The sequence below is a fragment of the Streptomyces sp. NPDC088350 genome, from assembly GCF_044753545.1.
In the GTDB taxonomy this organism is placed as follows: domain Bacteria; phylum Actinomycetota; class Actinomycetes; order Streptomycetales; family Streptomycetaceae; genus Streptomyces.
The window spans coordinates 284,555-303,505 of the sequence record NZ_JBIVNL010000007.1 but is presented as its reverse complement, the minus strand read 5'-3'; the positions used below and the strand labels follow the sequence as shown (position 1 = coordinate 303,505).

Below are 18,951 nucleotides of genomic sequence, written 5' to 3'. Positions count from 1 at the left end.
ACCGTCGACAGTCCCGCTACGGCGCCGTCGGCAGCCCCGCCGCCCCCGCCGCCGTGCGCAGCACGTCCCGCAGCATCGCGGGGGTCAGCTTCCCGGTGAAGGTGTTGCGCTGGCTGACGTGGAAGCAGCCGAAGAGGTCGAGGCCGTCGAGCGGCACGTGCGTGCCGTGCCCGAAGGCGGGTCGCGGTCTCGGCACGGCCCATCCCGCCGCCGCGAACGCCGGCAGCGCCGCCTGCCAGCCGAAGGCGCCGAGCACGACCACGGCCTTCAACGTCGGCCGCAGCAGGGTCAGTTCCTCGACGAGCCAGGACCGGCACATGTCGCGTTCCTCGGGGGTGGGCTTGTTGGCGGGCGGGGCGCAGCGCACCGGCGAGGTGATGCGCACGCCGTACAGCTCCAGGCCGTCGTCCGCGCTCACGGCGGTCGGCTGCGAGGCCAGCCCGATGTCGTACAGGGCCTCGTACAGGACGTCCCCGGAGCGGTCGCCCGTGAACATACGGCCGGTGCGGTTGGCGCCGTGCGCGGCGGGGGCGAGGCCGATGATCAGCAGGGGTGCGTCGGCGGGCCCGAAGCCGGGTACGGGGCGGCCCCAGTACGTCCAGTCGGCGAAAGCGGCGCGTTTGGTGCGGGCGACCTCCTCGCGCCAGGCGACCAGACGCGGGCAGGCCCGGCAGCCGGTGATCCGGTGATCGAGGTCGGACAGGTTCATGCCGCCACCGTATTCATGCCCTCGCCGTAGGCCCAAGGCCTCGAAGAACCTTCGTACTCAGGTCCCCGGCCGAAACCCGCCGGAGCCGCCCGTCGCAGGGGACTAAAGTCGAGTCATGGCTTCCGAGGGTGCGGACGAGACCGACGGCGACAACGGAACCGGCGCGACCACGACGAGCCGGGCCACCGGCACACACCGGAGCGGCACGACCGAACCGCAGAGCGACGCCGTGGCCGCCGCCAGGGCCGCAGGCCCCTCGAACGGCGAGAGCGTCCGCGTCGACAGCTGGATCTGGTCCGTCCGTCTGGTCAAGACCCGCTCCATGGGCGCCGCTGCCTGCAAGGGCGGCCACGTCCGTGTCAACGGCGAGCGGGTAAAGCCCGCCCACTCCGTGCACGTCGGCGACGAGGTACGCCTGCGCCACGAGGGCCGGGAACGCGTCGTCATCGTGAAGCAGGTCATCCGCAAACGGGTCGGCCCTCCGGTGGCCATCCAGTGCTACGTGGACAACTCCCCGCCGCCCCCGCCCCGCGAGGCCGTCGCCCCGGCCGGCATCCGCGACCGCGGTACCGGCCGCCCCACCAAACGCGACCGCCGCGAGATGGAACGCCTGCGCGGCCTGCCCGACCCCGGCACCGGTCCCGACCCGCACCGCGACACCCATCGCGACACGCATCAGGACACCCGTCGCAGCGCGCCCCGGGGCACGCAACGGTGACATCCGGTCCGGGCCCCTCGGCCCACCGGACGCCACCGTCGCCCCGCACCGAACACGGCTCGCGGCCACTGCCGTACGGCCTGGGTCAGGTCACGCCCGTCGTCGGAGCAGTCGCAGCAGCTCCGTGTTCTGCCCCCGCCGCGCCCAGGCGATCAGGACGAGCGGGACGATCAGGATCAGCGGTGTCGCCGCGTTCTGACCGTGGAACGCGGTCAGCTGCACGACAAACGCACCCACCATCAGCGCGCTGAGCCCCGTCGCCGCCACCGACTGCAGCACCGGGACCAACAGTCCGACGGCCCCGGCCAGTTCGAGCGCGCCGATGGTGTACATGGCCCCGCTGCCCCAGCCGATCCTGTCGAAGGACTCCACGGCCGCCGGGTACGCGATCAGCTTGGGGAGCGCGCTCGCGATGCCGTAGAACAGGGCGAGCAGCACCTGCAGGACACGCAGTGCGATCCGGGCGCGGCGCCCGCGTGCGGTCGCGGACTCGGCGACGACGACGGTGCTGGAGTCGGTGGATGCGAGGGGAGCGACGGTCTCGGACATGAGGTTCTCCTGTGGGAAGCGGTCCGTGTTGCTGTCGCGGAGGTAGACCGGTCCCCGCACGGGAACTCATCGCCGCTGTACGGGATTTCCCGTACGTCCGCCGTCAGTCCGTCGGCACCGCCCGCACCCACACCCGGTCCGGCGTCAGATAGCTGTCCACTCTCAGCCCCGTCTCCGCCAGCGCCTCCTCGAACTGGTCCTTCGTCAACGGCCGGGACAGGAACGTCTGGGTCCAGACCGCGTCCGGGAACACGTACTCCGCGCGCACCGAGTTGACCCCGTCCCCGACCGGTTCCGCCGACACCATCCGCACGGTGAAACCACTGGGGTCGGCCCTCCCCCAGCCTTCGGCCGGGGGGACCCCCATCTCGCTTCGCTCGCGCGGCAGGTTCGCGTGGTAGTCCTCGCCCTCCCGCTGGATCAGCACACAGCCGTCGGCTGCGACATGCCGTACGCAGGTCCGCAGCAGTCCGCGCCGCACCTCGACGTCCCCGGCGTGCACCAGGAACGACGCGAGCATCACCACGTCGAAGGTCTCGCCCAGGTCCAGATCCTCGATGGGGCCGCATATCGTGCGCGCGCCCCGGACCCGCTCCAGCATCTCCGCGGACTCGTCGACCGCCGTGACCGTGAATCCGCGGTCCAGGAGCGGGTGCGTCACGCGCCCCACCCCGCTGCCCAGCTCCAGGATGCGCGCACCCGCCGGCACGGCCGCCTCGATGATGTCCGGCTCCGCGCCCACGGGCAGCCGCGAGTACAGCTCCACCGCGCAGCCGTCCGGAGTGATCGCCCCGGGTCCTGTCCCCTCGTACCCCTCACGCATTTCGAGTCGCATGCCCGTCCAACGGCCGGCAGCCGCACACCCGTTCCCGCCTCGCACTGATTCACCCGTACGAGTCAATTCCCCCTGGAAAGGCAACCGTTGGAGCCGTTGGGACCGTTGGAGCGGAACCCGCCGGAACCGGAGGACGAGCCAGGGCTCAGAGCGGGAACCACCCGTGCCCGATGTACCAGTGCCCGCCGGCCCGCAGGTGGTCCCCCACGGCCCGCTCCACGGACGTGCGCCGCGGCAGGCTCTCCACCGGATGGTCCGGGTGCCCGAAGACGAACTGGACCGGCTCGGTGTCGGCCGGTTCCGTGTCCTCGCGGATCACCCGGAACCGCTCCTGGAAGCGGACGATGTTGGAGTCGGCGGACAGGTACTTCTTCAACTGCGAGTCCAGCAGCCAGGAGTGGCAGACCGCGACCGCGTGGCGCTCCTCGGGGAAGTGCCGGGCGAAGAACGCGCGGGCCAGTTCCAGCGAACGGTCGCACGCGGTCGGCGAGAGCGGCCCCTGGAAGTCGGGGATGTGCAGGTTCAGGCAGGGCGTCCCGGGTTCCGCGTCCAGCCCGGCCGCCACGAGGGCCTGCGCGGTGCGCTCCCCGAGCCGCGCCCGCTCGTACTGCAGCCGCCCCAGCTGGTACAGCTCGCCCCGGAAGTGGGGGACGAGCCACTGCGGGATCGGCACTCCTCCCCCGCCGTACCGTCTGTGGTGCACGGCGATGTTGCGTCCCAGGTCGGCGAGGGTGCGCCGGGAGACGTCGGCGGGGATGCCGCGTGCGCGGTGGTACGCGCGCGTGGAGGGCAGCGCGGCGGCGAACACGTACACGGAGAAGTAGGCGCCGATCTCCGGCGGGGCCTCGGGCAGCCGCGCCAGGAGCAGCTCGGTGAGCCGCGTCCAGTGGCCGTGCTCTCCGATGTCCTTCACCAGCTCCTCGACGCACTCCTCCAGGAGCCGCGTCGCGCCGGTGTCCCGCGCCAACACCCGGCGCAGTCGGACCAGTTCGTTGATGTCCTCGTGGGGTACGGCGAGGTCGAGCAGGATCTCGGGCAGTTCGTCGGCGTCCGGCAGCACAGCGCGCTTCCCCTCCCTGTGGAGAACGTCCGAACCGAAGAGTACGTTGCAAGGAGGAGTAGTGATCGTGGTATGCGTACGGGCAGTGAGCCGACGACAGCGCGCAGTCCCCTGCGGGCCCGGTTCTGGCTGAGCGTGTGGGGCCTGGTCTGGACGATCTTCGGCACGGCGGCGTTCGCGCTCGCCGGGCGCCCCGGGTGGGCGGCGGCCTGCGGGGTGCTGTGGCTGGTCGTCACGATCGACATGGCCATGATCCTCAAGCACATCCGCCAGGGCCCGCACTACCAGCCGGGCCCCGACATCCCGCCGTACCGCCCGCCGGAACACCGCCACCCCTGACGTGTACAGGGGACGTGATCCGCAAGGCGTGACTACTGGAGTACGCCTACCCGTCGAAGCCCGCGGCCTTCAGGTACTGCGGTGTGGGATCCAGCGCGGCGGCCAGCCGGAAGTGACGTTTGGCCTGGTCGGCGCGCCCCTGCCGCTCGTAGGTGCGGGCGAGTGCGAAGTGCGCGAAGGCGTTGTCCGGCTCGCGCTCCAGGACGATGGTGAACTCCAGCTCGGCAGGCCGCAGTTGCGCGGCGGCGAAGAAGGCACGCGCGCGCAGCAGGCGGGCGGCGGTGTTCTCCGGGTGCGCGTCGATGACGTTGTCGAGCAGCTTCACCGCGCCCCGCGGGTCCCGCGCGGCGAGCAGCTGCTCGGCGGCGCGGAAGTCGATGACATGCGTCTCCGGAGTACGTCCGGTCGTTCCGCTGTTCTCGGGCACGGCAAAGTCCTTCCCTCGCTCGCCCGTTTCAACGCACGCGGCGAGGGCCGCTATTCCTGGGGTGGCTGCTGGGGCGCGTGTGCCCTGCGCGCGAGTTCGGCCCATACGTCCCGTACGCGCCGCTCCAGCGCCTCCAGGGGTACGTCGTTGTCGATCACGATGTCCGCGATGGCCAGCCGCTTCTCGCGCGTCGCCTGGGCGGCCATACGCGCGCGTGCGTCCTCCTCGGTCATGCTCCGCAGCCGGACCAGCCGGTCGAGCTGGGTCGCGGGGCTCGCGTCGACGACGATCACCAGGTCGTACAGCGCGGCCAGGGCGTTCTCGGCGAGGAGGGGTACGTCGTGGATCACTACGGCGTCGCCGGCCGCGGCGGTCTCGAGTTCGCGGGAGCGTCTGCCGACCAGGGGGTGGACGATCGAGTTGAGAACGGCCAGCTTGTCGGGATCGGCGAACACAATGGAGCCCAGTTTCGGCCGGTCCAGGCCGCCGTCCTCGCCGAGCACATCCTTACCGAAGGCCTCGACGACCGCCGTGAGCCCGGGAGTTCCGGGCGCCACGACCTCGCGCGCGATGCGGTCGGCGTCGATCAGCACGGCGCCGTACGAGACGAGCAACCGCGACACTTCACTCTTACCGGCACCGATGCCGCCGGTCAGGCCCACCTTCAGCATGAGCCGAAGCTTAGGGCCTGCCACTGACACGGCACCCGGCGACCGTCGTCAGCCGTCCCCTTCGCGCTCCGCCAGGAAGCGCTCGAACTCCTGCCCGATCTCGTCCGCCGACGGGATGTCGACCGGCTCGGCGAGCATGTTGCCGCGGCTCTCGGCGCCCGCGGCGGCGTCGTACTGGTGCTCAAGTCCCTGGACGAGCGCCACGAGGTCCTCGTCGCCCTCCTGGATCTGGCGGTCGATCTCGGTCTGGGTGCGGTGGGCCTCGGTGCGCAGGGAGTGCGCGATGCTGGGCAGGACCAGTCCGGTGCCCGCCGTGATGGCCTCCAGGACGGTCAGGGCCGCGTCCGGGTACGGGGAGCGGGCGATGTAGTGCGGGACGTGCGCGGCGACGCCCAGGACGTCGTGGCCGGACTCCATGAGGCGGTACTCGACGAGCGCCTCGGCGCTGCCGGGGACCTGTGCCTCGTCGAAGGGGCTGCGGTGGCCCGGGACGAGGTCGTTGCGGTTGCCGTGCGGGGTGATGCCCACGGGGCGGGTGTGCGGGACGCCCATGGGGATGCCGTGGAAGTTCACGGACAGCCGGACGCCGAGCCGCTCCACGATCTGCTGGACGGCCGCGGCGAAGCGCTCCCACTCCACGTCCGGCTCGGGGCCGGAGAGCAGCAGGAAGGGGGCTCCGGTAGCGTCCTGGACCAGCCGTACGTCGAGGGTGGGCTCCTCGTAGTCGGTCCACCTGTCCCGCTTGAAGGTGAGCAGCGGGCGGCGGGCGCGGTAGTCGACGAGCCGGTCGTGGTCGAAACTGGCCACGACCTGGTGGGGCAGCGAGTCGAGCAGTCGTTCGACGATTTGGTCGCCCGTCTCGCCCGCGTCGATGTATCCGTCGAAGTGGTAGAGCATGACAAGACCGGCCGACTCCTGGGCGAGCGCCACATCGACGACGGCCAGGCCCTTCGGCTCCCATGCGTACAAACCCTGCGGATCAAGCACTGTGACCGCTCCTCCTCGTGTTCGTACTGCACAACGCCCTCCAGGGCATGGGCATTCCCGCCCATGCCCCTGATCAGGCACCTCTTACGGGCTTTTCATGCGCCGCTCCCCCTCGTCACCGGGGGAGCGTCCGCGTCACGAGGACAGCACGCGCGCGTGGAGTGCGGTCACGGCCTTGCGGGCGGAGGAGAACGCGCCGTGCTGCCAGGCGTCGGTGTAGCTGAGCCAGTCGCCGGCGAAGTAGACGCGTCCCGTGGGTTCGTTGAGCGGCTTGTAGCGGACGTCGTCGGGGCCGCCCGGGGTGTCGTGCCACGCGGCCTCCAGGTGGGGCGTCTGACGCCAGTGGTGGGAGAAGGACGACGCCAGTTCGCTGCGGTACTTCTCGCCATAGATCTTCACGCCCGCGGCCACCGCCCTCTCTTCCCGCCCCTTGGGGGTCAGCTTCGCGTAGGAGTCCGCGTTGTCGTCGTAGTTGTAATACCCGATGAGGACGCCCCGCTCACCGTGGAAGCCGTACGAAGGGTGCCAGATGTGGGTGACGTCCTGGTCGGTCTCGGTGATACCCCCGTAGATCCGGTGATCCAGTTCCCACCAGCGGGACTTGTACTCCAGGCCGATCTTCGCGGCGGACGACGGGGTGATCGCCTCCAGCGCGATCTGTACGCCGGTGCCGAGGTTGTGCGGGATCTTGGCGAGGATGTTCGGCGGGAGGGCGCCGACGCAGTAGTCGGCCTCGATCACCCGTGTAAGGCCGCCCTGGGTGTAGGTGACCGAAACACCACTCCCCTTGTCGGTGATTTTCGAGACGACCGCCCCGGTACGGATGCGCTGCGCGCCGATCGCACGGGTGAGGGCCTTCGGGATCTGGTCCATGCCGCCGACCGGCTGGAACATCAACATGGCCTGGTCGAAGCCGAATTCGAAGGAGAAGTAGCGGCCGACACCGCCGGCCAGCACCTCGGAGGCGGTGGGTACGTCCCCGAGCAGCACACCGGGGGTGCCCGCGGCGGCCGGGACGGTCGTGTACCCGCGCCGTTCACCGCCCTCGTAGGACAGCGTGTCGCCGAGTTCCCCCCAGTCCTTGAGGAACTCGACGAGCCGCTCCTGGTCGTCGCCGGTCAACTCCTTGTCCAGGGCTCCCTTGTCGGTGGCCTTGGCGAGCAACTCCGAGACATGGCCGTAGACATCGGCCTTGGCGGTGCGGTAGCGCTCGGGCCTGGTCATGCCGGCGGACTCGTTGTAGATGTACGCGTCCGCGTTGACGTTGGTGAACACCTGGATGGGAACGCCGAGTTCACGGCAGTAGTCCAGGGTGACCATCCACTGCGGGATCCGCGCGGGACCGCAGTTCATGTAGTGCCCGTCGGCGAAACGGGCGGTCTGCCGGTTGCCGTACAGGTCGGTCGTCGTGTCGCCGCCACGAACGGTGAAGTTGCGGCCGCCGGTACGGTCCCTGGCCTCCAGGACCGTACAGTCGTAGCCGGCCTTGCCGAGTTCGTACGCCGTGGTCAGCCCCGCGATGCCACCACCGACGATGACGACCTTCGCCGCACCGCGTCCGGTGAGGGTGAAGTCGCCGGCGCTCAGCGCGCGGAAGGGCTGTTCCCGCTGGGCGGCCTGCGCGGTCGGGGCGAGTCCGAGGGCCCCCATGGTGGCGAACATGGTGCCCGCGCCACCGGTGAGACCCACATTCCGCAGAAAAGCACGTCGGCTCTGGTTGCTTGCCATGGTCCGGCTCCCCTTTCCGATCATGAATGACCGAGGAAGCCTGCCAACTACCGGTTACGGCACGGCAGTTACTGATGTATCCCGCACGTTTCTACAAAGGTGAGGGAAGCTCGGGCAGGGGCGCGGGGCTGTATCGATATGCGGCTCCGCCGCGTGGGCGCGACCAGCCGCGTACGGCCCCCGCACCCGACATACAGCTGAGGGACCGCACCTCGAAAGGTACGGCCCCTCAGTTCAAGAGCTACTGCTCAGGTGATCAGCTCTGGCCGCCGGCCAGCTTCTCACGCAGGGCAGCGAGCGCCTCGTCGGACGCCAGCGCGCCGGACGTGTCCGCACCCTCGGAGGAGTACGAACCGCCGCCGCCACCGGAGGCGGCCGGAGCCGCACCCGGGGTGTCGACACCCTCGGCCGCAGCCTGGGCGTCGGCCTCGCGGGACTTGATGACCTGCGCCTGGTGCTGCTCGAACCGCTGCTGCGCCTCGGCGTACTGGTGCTCCCACGCCTCCCGCTGGGTCTCGTAGCCCTCGAGCCAGTCGTTGGTCTCGGGGTCGAAACCCTCGGGGTAGATGTAGTTGCCCTGGTCGTCGTACGACGCGGCCATGCCGTAGAGCGTCGGGTCGAACTCGACCGAGGCCGGGTCGGCACCGAAGGACTCGTTGGCCTGCTTCAGGGACAGCGAGATCCGGCGACGCTCAAGGTCGATGTCGATGACCTTGACGAAGATCTCGTCGTTGACCTGGACGACCTGCTCCGGGATCTCCACGTGGCGCTCGGCCAGCTCGGAGATGTGCACCAGACCCTCGATGCCCTCGTCCACGCGGACGAACGCACCGAACGGAACCAGCTTCGTGACCTTTCCGGGCACGACCTGGCCGATCTGGTGGGTGCGGGCGAACTGCTGCCACGGGTCTTCCTGGGTCGCCTTCAGCGACAGGGAGACGCGCTCGCGGTCCATGTCCACGTCGAGGACCTCGACGGTGACTTCCTGGCCGACCTCGACAACCTCGGAGGGGTGGTCGATGTGCTTCCAGGACAGCTCGGAGACGTGGACCAGACCGTCGACGCCACCCAGGTCCACGAAGGCACCGAAGTTGACGATCGAGGAAACCACGCCGGAGCGGACCTGACCCTTCTGGAGGGTCGTGAGGAACGTCTGGCGGACCTCGGACTGGGTCTGCTCCAGCCAGGCACGGCGGGACAGGACCACGTTGTTGCGGTTCTTGTCCAGCTCGATGATCTTGGCCTCGAGCTCCTTGCCCACGTAGGGCTGGAGGTCGCGGACACGACGCATCTCGACGAGAGAAGCCGGCAGGAAGCCACGGAGGCCGATGTCGAGGATGAGTCCACCCTTGACGACCTCGATGACGGTACCGGTGACGATGCCGTCCTCTTCCTTGATCTTCTCGATGGTGCCCCAGGCGCGCTCGTACTGGGCGCGCTTCTTCGAGAGGATCAGGCGGCCTTCCTTGTCCTCCTTCTGGAGAACAAGGGCTTCGATCTCGTCGCCGACCTTGACGACCTCGTTCGGGTCGACGTCGTGCTTGATCGAGAGCTCGCGGCTCGGGATGACACCTTCGGTCTTGTAACCGATGTCGAGCAGGACCTCGTCCCGGTCGACCTTCACGATGACGCCGTCGACGATGTCGCCGTCGTTGAAGTACTTGATCGTCTCGTCGATCGCGGCGAGGAAGGCTTCCTCGTTACCGATGTCGTTGACCGCTACCTGCGGGGTGGTGGCGGTGGTCTCGGTGCTGCTCGTCATGTGGGAAAGGGCTCCGGTACGGACATTGAAGTCGTAGGTACTGCTCACGCCGAGAGCCTTTTTCGCTTCGCTCTGCAGAAGGCCGGACAGCCAAGGAAGCGCCGGTCCAGAACACCAGGGTGTCCGGTTGGCGCCTCGAAAACCGAGGGGTCATACATACAGATGCGAGCGCAACCTGCTACGTCTGAGGTGCGCAGGCCCGCAGCGCAACTTGTAGCATACGGGGGCAGCCAGGCAGGGTCAATGCGCGAAGGCGCACACCCGGGGCGGATCGCCGCATACCCGGCACAAAACGTGTCCCGCGAGGCCACGCAGGCCTGACCCACCCCTTCAGTGACGCCGCCGGGGACAGCCGCACCGTAGAGGTGACGGAAGAGTACGACGAGGGAGCCGATCATCCAAGAGCCCGATACGTTCGAGCCGGAAGCCACCCGGCGTGACGCCGACATCACCGAGAGTTCCCGGGCGAACCGGGGCTGGTGGGACCGGAACGCGGACGACTACCAGGTCGAACACGGCACGTTCCTCGGCGACGACCGGTTCGTGTGGGGTCCCGAGGGCCTCGACGAGGTGGAGGCGGAGCTCCTCGGCCCCCCGGAGGAGCTGAAGGGCAAGGACGTCCTGGAGATCGGCGCCGGCGCGGCCCAGTGCTCGCGCTGGCTGGCCGCCCAGGGTGCCCGTCCGGTGGCCCTGGACCTCTCCCACCGCCAGCTCCAGCACGCGCTGCGGATCGGCGGATCGTTCCCTCTGGTGTGTGCCGACGCGGGCGCGCTGCCCTTCGCGGACGGCTCCTTCGACCTGGCCTGCTCGGCGTACGGCGCGCTGCCGTTCGTCGCCGACCCGGTGCTGGTGCTGCGCGAGGTGCGCCGGGTGCTGCGGCCGGGCGGCCGGTTCGTCTTCTCGACCACGCACCCCATCCGCTGGGCGTTCCCGGACGAGCCGGGCCCCGAGGGACTGACGGTCGCCGCCTCGTACTTCGACCGCACTCCGTACGTCGAGCAGGACGACGACGGCCGCGCGGTCTACGTGGAGCACCACCGGACCGTCGGCGACCGCGTCCGGGACATCTCGGCGGCGGGCCTGCGCCTGGTGGACCTGGTCGAGCCGGAGTGGCCGTCCTGGAACACCTCCGAGTGGGGCGGCTGGTCGCCCCTGCGCGGCAACCTGATCCCGGGCACGGCGATCTTCGTGTGCGAGCGCGACCGGTAGCGGGAGCAGCGGGACTGAGGGAACGCGGGCACACGCGCGTAAGAGGTCGTTTCGCACGGCGTACGACACTGGGTGCGTGATCCGCTACGACGCCCTCGACGCGCTGCCCGTCCGCAGTGCCCTGCCCGGTCTCGACGCCGCCCTGGAGGCGGGCGGTGCTGCCGTGCTCGTCGCGCCGCCCGGCACCGGCAAGACGACGCTGGTGCCGCTCGCGCTGGCCGGGCTGCTGGGCGAGGGGAATCAGGGTCCCGCGCGGCGGGTGGTCGTCGCCGAGCCGCGGCGGATCGCGGCGCGGGCGGCGGCCCGGCGCATGGCGTGGCTGCTCGGCGAGAAGGTCGGGGAGAGCGTCGGGTACACCGTGCGCGGGGAGCGGGTCGTCGGACGGCACGCACGCGTGGAGGTCGTCACGACCGGTGTGCTGCTCCAACGTCTGCAACGGGACCAGGAGTTGACCGGCGTCGACGCCGTGATCCTGGACGAGTGCCACGAACGGCATCTGGACGCGGACACCGTGGCCGCCTTCCTCGTCGACGTACGGGAGGCGCTGCGGCCCGAGCTGCGTCTGGTCGCGGCGTCGGCGACCACCGACGCGCAGGGCTGGGCCCGGCTGCTGGGCGGGGCGCCGGTCATCGAGGCGGAGGGCGTCGCGTACCCGGTGGAGGTCGTGTGGACGCCTCCGGCACGTCCGGTCCGCCCGCCGCACGGGATGCGTGTGGACCCGGCGCTGCTCACCCACGTGGCGTCGACGGTACGGCGGGCGCTGGGCGAGCGGGACGGGGACGTGCTGTGTTTCCTGCCCGGGGTCGGGGAGATCGCGCGCGTCGCCGGGCAGTTGGGTGCCCTGGGTGACGTCGACGTGCTCCAGGTGCACGGGCGGGCGCCGGCCGCCGTACAGGACGCGGTGTTGTCTCCGGGAGCGCGGCGGCGGGTGGTGCTGGCGACGTCCGTGGCGGAGTCTTCGCTGACGGTTCCCGGTGTACGGGTGGTCGTCGACTCCGGGTTGGCGCGGGAGCCGCGGGTCGATCACGCGCGCGGGCTGAGCGCGCTCGCGACGGTACGGGCCTCGCAGGCTGCTGGGCGGCAGCGGGCGGGGCGGGCCGGGCGGGAGGCGCCGGGGGCGGTGTACCGGTGCTGGGCGGAGGCCGAGGACGCGCGTCTGCCGCGCTTTCCGGCGCCGGAGATCAAAGTGGCCGACCTGACGGCGTTCGCCCTTCAGGCGGCTTGCTGGGGCGATCCTGGGGCGTCGGGGCTGGCATTGCTCGATGCGCCGCCCTCCGGGGGGATGGCGGCGGCTCGGGGTGTTCTGGCTGCGGTGGGCGCGGTCGACTCCGATGGGCGGGCCACGTCCCGGGGTGTGCAGTTGGCTCGGCTGGGGTTGCATCCCCGGTTGGGGCGGGCGTTGTTGGACACGGGGGCGGCGGGTGCGGAGGTTGTCGCACTGCTCAGCGAGGAGGCTCCGCGGGAGTACGGCGATGATCTTGCCGGGGCTTTGCGGCTCGCTCGGCGTGGGGGTGACGCCTATGCGACGCGGTGGCGTACGGAGGTTCGGCGACTGCGGGCCGTAGCAACAGAATTTTCCCACCCACCCACCCGAAACCCGGTACCGATGAAGGGAACCGTCGAAGCCTCGGCAGATGCCGTACGCGACGACGCCCTCGTAGGCCTCGTCGCCGCCCTCGCCTATCCCGAACGGGTCGCCAAGGCCGACGGCGGTTCCTACCTCCTCGTCTCCGGCACCCGTGCCGAGGTCGGTGCCGCCAGCGCCCTCCGAGGCGCCCCCTGGATCGCCGTCGCCGTCGCCGACCGGCCGATCGGCAAAGGGCACGCACGCGTGCAGCTCGGGGCGGTTGTCGACGAGGACGTCGCCCGGTTCGCGGCCGGGGCGCTGCTCAGCGAGGCGGACGAGGTCCACTGGGCCGACGGAGACGTGGTGGCCCGGCGCGTGGAGCGCCTCGGGGCTGTCGAGTTGGCGGTGCGGCCCCTCCGTGACGCCGATCCCGTCGCCGTACGGGAGGCGCTTGTCGAAGGGCTTCGGCAGGAGGGGTTCGGGTTGTTGCGGTGGTCGGCGGATGCCCAAGTCCTGCGGCAGCGGCTTGCGTTCCTGTACCTGAACGTCGGGGCGCCTTGGCCGGACGTGTCCGACGACGCGCTGCACGCGCGTGTGGACGAGTGGTTGGAGCCGGAGTTGGGGCGGGCGCGGCGGCGGGGTGATCTGGGGCGGATCGAGGCGGGACAGGGGTTGCGGCGGTTGTTGCCGTGGGCCTCGGGGGACGCGGGGCGGTTGGACGCGTTGGCTCCGGAGCGGTTCGTCGTGCCGAGTGGGTCCAGGGTTCGGATCGACTACGCCAACCCTGAACAGCCTGTGCTGGCCGTCAAGTTGCAGGAGATGTTCGGACTTCACGAGTCGCCGACCGTCGCCGGGGTGCCCGTGCTCGTACATCTCCTCTCCCCCGCCGGGCGGCCCGCCGCCGTCACCGCCGACCTGGCTTCCTTCTGGAAGGACGGTTACAACGGTGTGCGGGCCGAGTTGCGGGGGCGGTATCCCAAGCATCCGTGGCCCGAGGACCCGGCGACCGCCGAGGCCACGCGGTTCACGAACGCGCGGCTCAGGCGGTGACCGGTTCCGGTTCCTGGACCTCGGTGGGGGCGGGGTCTCCGGGGCGCCTGCCGCGGGCCTCCAGGTAGAGGGAGAGGGCCAGCAGGAGGAGGCCGAGGGTCAGGAAGCCCCAGGGGAGGTAGGAGACCATCAGCAGGACGAGGGTGCGGTTGGACTTCACCAGGGCGACGGTGTGCTTGATGTAGTCCTCGCGCATCTTCACGTCGCCGGCGAACGCCGTCACCTTGGCCCGGCCGCCCAGGAGGGTGCCGCCGCGCAGTTCCTCCTTGTGGATCTCCTCGCCGTAGACCGGTGCTCCGGTGACGGGTTCGACCCAGAACTTGCGGACCGTGGTGTACCAGCGGGTGGTGCCGGTCTTGGCGACGGACTCCGGGGTGATGCCCTTGACGGGCATCGTCTTCGGGAAGGAGACCTTGGTCCAGGGGATGGTCTGCTCGAAGTAGTAGACCTTGACGCCGCGGAAGTTCTGGGTGCCCTTGTAGTGGATCGGGTTGGTGGTGCGGGTTTGCGCGTCGAAGTACTCGTAGTCCCGTTTCTGGGTCAGGAACGGCCACTTGAACTCGATGCCGTCCCGTTTCACCGGGTCGCCGTCGACCATCTCGCCGGTGGCGTGGACGGGGTCCTGGGTGTGCGCGTCGAAGATGTAGCGCTCGGGGATCGAGGAGACCATCTTGCCGTCGGGGCCCTGGACGTAGGACAGACCGTCCCAGACGACGACGTCCCGGCCGGCCGTCTTGTCGATCTTCTTGGCGGCCTCCACATTGCCCTTGAGGGTCTGCACGATGGTGACCTTGGGGACCGTCTTGGCCTGCATGGAGCCGTAGTCGAGGAGGGTGGCGTTCTTCGCCTCCAGGACCATGTCCTGGTACTGGTTCGCCGGGATCTTGGCCAGGCGCGGGAAGGCGTACCAGCGCAGCAGCGGGGACAGTGCCGTGAAGAACACGGCCAGGGCGAGCAGGATCAGGCTGGCCTTGCGGCGCATCTCGGCCTCCTTCCCAATGGAGTTGAACCTCAGGCGGTAAAACGCTTGCGCAAACGTTTACGGGTGCGCGGGCACCGTCGTCAGCAGCGGTTTCGGGGAGGTCTTCCCCATCGGTGAGCCCATCGCGGTGATGGTCAGGACCAGCGCGAACGCGAGCACGAGACCGGTCGCGGCGGCGATCAGGGCACGCATGCCGGCCTCCCGACAGACAGAAACCGATGGGTCCAGGAACTGATAGGTCGTCAGGTCCGGCACCGTAGCAACGCACGGGCGAGATGAGAACACGTTGCACACGCACGAGGCGCGGAGACGCGTGGAGAGGCGCGCAGCGGCCTGGGCGTGACGAGACGAGGGCGCCCGTCCGCCGTAGCGGAAGGGCGCCCTCGTCGTGCGAGCGTCGGGTCTGACTACGCGCTCGGGGAAGCCGACGGACTCGGGCTCGGGCCGGCCGAGGAGGTGTCGGTCGCCGCCGCCACGGTGAGTTCGACGGTGAGGGTCGCGCCGCCCGTGGTGGTGATCTGGAGCAGGAAGGTGCCGGTGGTGTCGTCGGCGTAGAGCTTCGGCAGCTTCAGGAGGCCGTCGGCGTCCGTGGCCAGGCCCGTGAAGGTGCGTACGGTCTTGCCGTCCGCGTCCTTGAAGTAGGGGCCCTTGTCGTTCTCGGTCGTGTCGTCGGCCGCCTTGATGAGGGTCGCGGTGGCGGCGACCTTGTCGGCGACGGCGCCGTTCTCCGTGGCCTTCACCTCGACCTGGTCGGCGAACTCGCCGCCCGGGGTGCAGGTCAGCGCGGTGGTGCTGGTGCGGACGAGGGTGTCGGCGACGCGGGGCGTGACGCTGGCCGTGTAGTCGAGACCGGCGATCGTACGACCGACGACGGTGGCACGGACGGTGAAGTCACCGGTCGTCTCGCCGGCCTGGAGGGCGGGGGCGACGGCCACACCGGAGGCGTCGGTGACGACCGTGGCGACCTTCTCGCCGCCAATGAACGTGGCGTCTGTGGTCCCGACGATCGTGAACCGGATCCTGACCTTGGCGACGGCCTTGCCGGCCGAGGTCCGGGCGCTGGTGCTGATCTTCTTGCCGAACTGGTCGCCCGCCACCGCGGTCAGCTTCGCCGTACCCGCGTCCGCCAGCTTGGCCACCGTGTCGGTGGGGGTCGGCGTCGGAGTCGGCGTGGGGGTGGGTGTCGGGGTCGGACTGGCCGGCGTGGCGGGGGTGGTGGGGGTGGTGCTCGGCTTCGAGGTGCTCGGAGTCGTCGGCGAGGGCGAAGGCGTGGGGCTGGCCCCGGAGTTGCCGTCGCTGCGGCCGGAGGGCAGGGTGCCCGTGCCGTCCGGGACCGAGTGGGTGCCCTTGCGGTAGTACTCCAGCCAGGACAGGACCGTGTTCAGGTAGTCCGTCGAGTTGTTGTAGCTGAGGATCGCGCTGCGCAGGCCCGAGTCGGTCGCCAGGTTCCAGTTGTTGCGGCACAGGTAGTGGCCGGCGGCGAGCGCGGCGTCGTAGACGTTGTTGGGGTCCTTGACTCCGTCGCCGTTGCCGTCGCGGCCCGCCCAGGCCCAGGTGGACGGGATGAACTGCATGGGTCCGACGGCCCGGTCGTACGTGCTGTTGCCGTCGTACTTGCCGTTGTCGGTGTCCTTGATGAGCGCGAAGCCGTTGCCGTCGAGCGCGGGGCCCAGGATCTTCGAGGTCGTGGTGCCGTTGGCGTCGACCTGGCCGCCTCGGGCCTGGCCCGACTCGACCTTGCCGATGGCGGCGAGGAGTTGCCAGGGCAGGTTGCAGCCCGGCTTGGACCCGGCGAGTTCGGTCTCGGCCTTCTTGTAGGCGTCGAGAACGGTCGCGGGTATGCCGGCCTCGGCCTCACCGACCGAGACCGGGGTCCCTATGGACGACGACTGGCTGGGGCTCGGGACGGGGCTGCTCAGCGGCGGGAGGTCCGTGTAGTACGGCGACTCACCGGTGGCGCTGTGGTCGTCGGTGCTGTCGGTGCTCCCGTCGGGCGTCACCTGGCCTGCGGCGACCGGTCTGTCGCTGCCGGTCACCGCCGGAGCCTGGGACGCGGACAGTGCCGCGACCGCTGCCGCGGCCACCGCCGTCGTCGCCGCACCCTTGCGCAGCCGCCTGCCGAAATGCGCCGTCATGGAGTGAACCCCTCCCAGGGACGCCGCCCGAGCGCCCGTCTGTGTCTGTTGCCTCTGCGCCTGTTGTGACGGTCGACCCGCGTCACAGGTTGCCCTCGTGATGCTTTTCGGATGTTCTGTACGCTTGTTCCGCACTCCGTTCGACCGCGCGCTCCCCCGCGCGGCGACCCAGGCGACCCTACGACAACTTGCTTTGCACGGGCACCCGTTCGCGCCCGTTATTCACCACTTGGCCATATGCCGATGACTCCTACGGGGAGCCCTGTTGCCGTTCACCTTGAGTCACGCCGCCGCCGTACTGCCCGCCGTGCGCGGCGACGGACGGGGGCGCGGCCGGCTGATCCCGGCGGTGCTGGTCGCGGGCTCCTTCGCACCGGACATGACCTACTACGCGGCGAGCGGGATACCTGGGGCGATGGAGTTCGGGAACGTCACGCACTCCTTCCCGGGCGTCTTCACGGTCGACGTCCTCATCGCCTGGGCGACGGTCGGCCTGTGGCTCCTGGTGCGCGAACCCCTGGTCGCCCTCCTCCCGCGCACCCGCCGACCGCGAACAGCGACCCTCCTGAGCTGCGGCACCCCACGCGCGCGTGCGACCCCGTCACTGGCGGCCCGCTGGTACGCGTCCGCGGTGCTCGGCGCGCTCACCCACGTCGTCTGGGACGCGTTCACCCACCACGACCGGTGGGGCGTGCGGCTGTTCCCCGTCCTCGACCAGGTGGTCGGCGGCTCACCGCTGTTCCTGTTCCTGCAGTACGGCAGTTCCGTGCTCGGCGCGCTGCTGATCGCCGCGTTCGTCCTGCGAGCGCTACGACGGGTTCCGGCCGACGAGCCGGTGGGGGTGCCCGTGCTGTCGGTACGGGACCGGTGGGCGGCCGGGGTCGTCCTCGGCGGCTGTGCGCTGGTCGGGGCGGTGGAGCGGGGATCACGCTGGTGGGCCTACTGGGGCTCGACCGCGAAGCCCTGGAACCTGATTCCGACGCTGTGTTTCGGGGCGGGAGCCGGCCTGACGCTGGGCGTGCTGCTGTACGCCGTCGCCGTCCGCGTGTGGCGCCCTGCGGCGGCCGAGGTGCCGGCGGGCGACCTGGGCGAGGCCGGCGCGGGACGGGGCGACCGGGCCGGGTCTCGGTAAGCAGGGCCGGTCGGGGCGGTCCGGCGGGATCGACGAGGAGCACGGTCGTCCAGGGCCGTCGGACAGGCTCACCGTGAGCACGGCCAGTCGGGGCGGTCGGGCCGACTCGGCAAGGAGCACGGTCATCCAGGGCCGCCAGACAGGCTCACCGTGAGCACCGTCGGTCGGGGCCGTCGGGCCGACTCGGCAAGGAGCACGGTCATCCAGGGCCCTCGGACAGACTCACCGTGAGCACGGCCGGTCGGGGCAGTCGGGCCGACTTGTGGTGAAGCAGGTTCGGCCGGGGCGGTTGGGCCGACTCGCGATGAGCACCGGCGTCCGGGGCCGTCGGGCAGGATCGGCGAGGAGCATGGTCATGCGGAGGGGCGAGGCGCGGCGCGAGGCGGCACTGTCACCCGGAGCCGTCCGGTGGGGTCGCGATGAACACCGTCATGGTGTGCACGGAGGGTGACCTCGGGAGCCGAGCCAGGACGAGATCCAGGTAGCCGCGGCCCAGCTCGGCCCAGAGCCGCCAGACGGGGGTGCCGCTGGGGGCGACGGCGGGCCCCTGCGGGTGTCTGGCTTGTTCTCGGGGGTCTACGGCCGTGTCGTCCCGGAACGTGAGGCGGCGCCGGAGGTCCGCCGCCGTGTGCTGGACGGCCATGGCGAGGTCTGCGGGGATGCGGGCGGTGCTTGCGCCGACCGCGAAGGCCGGGACCGGCGGGCGCGGCGTGACCTGCGCGGCAGCGGCATCCGCTGCCCGCACGTGAGCCGTCCGGCGGTGAAGCGTGCGTATACCCATGCCCGCATCCTTACGGTCGCCGGGCGCGCGGGGCGTCTTCGCGGGGGCCACGCGGGTGACGGGCCCTCCGGGGGTTGGGCGGGGGGTGTGCGGGGAGTTTCCGTGGCCGAGGTGTCTGTGCCGGCCGGCGTGGGAGGCGGTGCCCTGCGGGCGGCTCGGGAGGGGGCGGGGGGTCGGTGCCGCCGGGATGCGTCGGGGGGTGCTCGCCTTTGCGACGGAGAGGTTGGCGTGGGTGGGGTTGGGTCGACGGACGAGGGTGGTTTGGCACCGCCGGGAAGCGCCGTTGTCGGTGCCCACCTTTGCGACGGAG

General features: G+C 70.6%; 18 protein-coding genes. 5 read left to right on the top strand and 13 right to left on the bottom strand.

The genetic code is table 11. The features are described from left to right. Positions 1-16: 16 nt before the first annotated feature. Complete coding sequence (locus tag ACIQBL_RS25960; protein WP_401945313.1) at positions 17-709, bottom strand: uracil-DNA glycosylase; 693 nt, start codon at positions 707-709, stop codon at positions 17-19. Between the two features lie 115 nt (positions 710-824). On the opposite strand from ACIQBL_RS25960, the gene ACIQBL_RS25955 reads away from it, so the two are divergent. Next, complete coding sequence (locus ACIQBL_RS25955) at positions 825-1,427, top strand: RNA-binding S4 domain-containing protein (protein WP_401945312.1); 603 nt, start codon at positions 825-827, stop codon at positions 1,425-1,427. A gap of 90 nt (positions 1,428-1,517) precedes the next feature. On the opposite strand, the gene ACIQBL_RS25950 is transcribed toward ACIQBL_RS25955, so the two are convergent. The 3 genes from ACIQBL_RS25950 to ACIQBL_RS25940 form a co-directional block, all read right to left on the bottom strand. Further along, on the bottom strand, positions 1,518-1,976 hold the full coding sequence (locus ACIQBL_RS25950; protein WP_401945311.1) for a DoxX family protein: 459 nt from the start codon (positions 1,974-1,976) through the stop codon (positions 1,518-1,520). Positions 1,977-2,079: 103 nt separating this feature from the next. Beyond that, positions 2,080-2,811 carry a class I SAM-dependent methyltransferase gene (locus ACIQBL_RS25945; protein WP_401945310.1) on the bottom strand — a complete coding sequence of 244 codons (732 nt, stop codon included), beginning with the start codon at positions 2,809-2,811 and terminating at the stop codon, positions 2,080-2,082. Between the two features lie 145 nt (positions 2,812-2,956). Next, positions 2,957-3,871 (bottom strand): acyltransferase domain-containing protein, encoded by a 915-nt coding sequence (locus ACIQBL_RS25940; RefSeq protein ID WP_401945309.1) that lies wholly within the window; start codon positions 3,869-3,871, stop codon positions 2,957-2,959. A gap of 72 nt (positions 3,872-3,943) precedes the next feature. Between ACIQBL_RS25940 and ACIQBL_RS25935 the strand changes: the two genes are divergently transcribed. After that, positions 3,944-4,210 carry a DUF6343 family protein gene (locus tag ACIQBL_RS25935; RefSeq protein WP_401945308.1) on the top strand — a complete coding sequence of 89 codons (267 nt, stop codon included), beginning with the start codon at positions 3,944-3,946 and terminating at the stop codon, positions 4,208-4,210. Positions 4,211-4,256: 46 nt separating this feature from the next. On the opposite strand, the gene ACIQBL_RS25930 is transcribed toward ACIQBL_RS25935, so the two are convergent. The 5 genes from ACIQBL_RS25930 to rpsA all read right to left on the bottom strand — a co-directional run bounded on the left by ACIQBL_RS25930 (position 4,257) and on the right by rpsA (position 9,785). Then, a complete protein-coding gene (locus ACIQBL_RS25930; RefSeq protein ID WP_401945307.1) occupies positions 4,257-4,637 on the bottom strand; it encodes a tetratricopeptide repeat protein in 381 nt (126 codons plus the stop codon). Positions 4,638-4,687: 50 nt separating this feature from the next. Then, entirely contained in the window at positions 4,688-5,308 is a 621-nt protein-coding gene (gene coaE, locus ACIQBL_RS25925; protein WP_401945306.1) for a dephospho-CoA kinase, read from the bottom strand. 48 nt (positions 5,309-5,356) lie between these two features. Further along, a complete protein-coding gene (locus tag ACIQBL_RS25920; RefSeq protein WP_401945305.1) occupies positions 5,357-6,295 on the bottom strand; it encodes a PAC2 family protein in 939 nt (312 codons plus the stop codon). A gap of 135 nt (positions 6,296-6,430) precedes the next feature. Then, positions 6,431-7,957: a flavin monoamine oxidase family protein gene (locus tag ACIQBL_RS25915; protein WP_401945784.1), complete on the bottom strand. Its 1,527-nt coding sequence runs from the start codon at positions 7,955-7,957 to the stop codon at positions 6,431-6,433. A 322-nt stretch (positions 7,958-8,279) separates the two neighbouring features. Beyond that, entirely contained in the window at positions 8,280-9,785 is a 1,506-nt protein-coding gene (gene rpsA / locus ACIQBL_RS25910) for a 30S ribosomal protein S1 (protein WP_401945782.1), read from the bottom strand. Between the two features lie 396 nt (positions 9,786-10,181). Between rpsA and ACIQBL_RS25905 the strand changes: the two genes are divergently transcribed. After that, positions 10,182-10,994, top strand: coding sequence for a class I SAM-dependent methyltransferase (locus ACIQBL_RS25905; RefSeq protein WP_401945780.1), 813 nt, complete (start codon positions 10,182-10,184; stop codon positions 10,992-10,994). 76 nt (positions 10,995-11,070) lie between these two features. Further along, positions 11,071-13,611: an ATP-dependent helicase HrpB gene (gene hrpB / locus ACIQBL_RS25900; RefSeq protein ID WP_401945304.1), complete on the top strand. Its 2,541-nt coding sequence runs from the start codon at positions 11,071-11,073 to the stop codon at positions 13,609-13,611. Here the strand turns inward: hrpB and ACIQBL_RS25895 are convergent. The 3 genes from ACIQBL_RS25895 to ACIQBL_RS25885 all read right to left on the bottom strand — a co-directional run bounded on the left by ACIQBL_RS25895 (position 13,601) and on the right by ACIQBL_RS25885 (position 16,728). Further along, positions 13,601-14,593: a DUF3068 domain-containing protein gene (locus ACIQBL_RS25895; protein ID WP_401945303.1), complete on the bottom strand. Its 993-nt coding sequence runs from the start codon at positions 14,591-14,593 to the stop codon at positions 13,601-13,603. The two genes, hrpB and ACIQBL_RS25895, sit on opposite strands and share 11 nt — an antisense overlap. A gap of 57 nt (positions 14,594-14,650) precedes the next feature. After that, complete coding sequence (locus ACIQBL_RS25890) at positions 14,651-14,785, bottom strand: SPW_0924 family protein (protein WP_106437209.1); 135 nt, start codon at positions 14,783-14,785, stop codon at positions 14,651-14,653. Between the two features lie 215 nt (positions 14,786-15,000). After that, positions 15,001-16,728, bottom strand: coding sequence for a lytic transglycosylase domain-containing protein (locus ACIQBL_RS25885; protein ID WP_401945302.1), 1,728 nt, complete (start codon positions 16,726-16,728; stop codon positions 15,001-15,003). A gap of 265 nt (positions 16,729-16,993) precedes the next feature. Here ACIQBL_RS25885 and ACIQBL_RS25880 point away from each other — a divergent pair, with 265 nt between their 5' ends. Further along, positions 16,994-17,860, top strand: coding sequence for a DUF4184 family protein (locus ACIQBL_RS25880; protein ID WP_401945301.1), 867 nt, complete (start codon positions 16,994-16,996; stop codon positions 17,858-17,860). 391 nt (positions 17,861-18,251) lie between these two features. Here the strand turns inward: ACIQBL_RS25880 and ACIQBL_RS25875 are convergent, their stop codons facing one another. Continuing rightward, entirely contained in the window at positions 18,252-18,641 is a 390-nt protein-coding gene (locus ACIQBL_RS25875) for a hypothetical protein (RefSeq protein WP_401945300.1), read from the bottom strand. Positions 18,642-18,951: the final 310 nt, after the last annotated feature.